At 73.2% G+C, this 1,242-nt stretch carries 1 protein-coding gene; it reads right to left on the bottom strand.

The window, feature by feature from the left end:
- The coding region (locus HH311_RS30770) for an IS30 family transposase (protein ID WP_396027476.1) at positions 1 to 1,127 on the bottom strand (1,127 nt) is incomplete at its 3' end.
- Between the last annotated feature and the right edge of the window lie 115 nt (positions 1,128 to 1,242).

The raw sequence follows: 1,242 nt of genomic DNA, 5'->3' as shown, positions 1-1,242 counted from the left end.
TTTCGGGGTCGTTCGTTGAGTTCGGCGGCGACCGCGGCGAGGTGTGCGGGGGTGTGGACGGAGAGGTCGCTGCTCTTGGGGAAGTACTGGCGCAGCAGCCCGTTGGTGTTCTCGTTGCTGCCGCGCTGCCAGGGGCTGTGCGGGTCGCAGAAGTAGATCGGCAGGTCCGCGGCGATGCTGATCTCGCGGTGGCGGGCCATCTCCGAGCCTTGGTCCCAGGCCAGCGAGCGGCGCAGCGCCTCGGGCAGGGCCGCGATGGTGGGGATCATGGCGTCGCGGACGGCTTCGGCGTCGTGGCGGGCCGGTAGGTGCACCAGCAGCACGAACCGGGTGGCGCGTTCGACCAGGGTGCCGATCGCGGAGGCGTTGTTGGCGCCGAGGATCAGATCGCCCTCCCAGTGCCCGGGCACCGCGCGGTCGGCGGCCTCGGCGGGCCGCTCGGAGATCATGATCTCCGGGGTGATGTAGCTCCGCGACGAGCGGCCGGTGAACGCCTGGGGCCGGCGGACCGCGCGCCCGCGGCGCAGACACCGGTGCAGCTCGCGTTGCAAACTGCCCCGGCCCTGCACGTAGAGCTCCTGGTAGATCGTCTCGTGGGACACCTGCATCTCCGGGCGGTCGGGGAACTGCTCACCCAGGTCATGCGCGATCTGCTGCGGGCTCCAGCACTTCTTCAGCCGCGTCGCGACCTCGGCGACCAGCTCAGGATGCCCGCTGAACTTGGTCGGCTTCGGGCGCCGGGCCCGGGCCTCGGCCTTGGCCTGCGCCGGCCCCGCGCGATACGCCTGCTGGCGCGCCTGACGCGGGTCCACCCGCCGCCCGGGCCGCGCCGGCCCGACCGGGCCCGGCGCGCTGCCGCGCGAGTGCGCCCCCCGACGCTCGCGGGACACGTGGTTGCGGTCGATCTCCCGCTTGACCGTCGAGCGGTCCCGGCCCAGCTGCCGGGCGATCTCGGCCTGCGACCGGCCCGCGGCCAGCCCCCGGGAGATCTCTTCACGCTCGGCCAGCGACAGGTAGCGGCCCGTGGGCTCGACCAGCGGCGGGATCATCCCGCCAGACTCACGAACCCACCGCCACCCGGCGTCGTCTGACACGCCGACCCGGGCGCACGCCTGCTGATGATCCAGGCCCGCCAACCGCGCCCGCCAGAACTCCCGCACCCGCGCCCGCGACCGCAGCACCCCACCCATCACACACACCCCGCACGAACTCGAGGTGTTGCGACAGCTCCTTGAAACCGCC

This window comes from Actinomycetospora sp. TBRC 11914, assembly GCF_012933465.1.
GTDB lineage: Bacteria > Actinomycetota > Actinomycetes > Mycobacteriales > Pseudonocardiaceae > Actinomycetospora.
The sequence above is the reverse complement of the archived record's forward strand: the minus strand, read 5'-3'. Positions and strand labels throughout refer to the sequence as shown.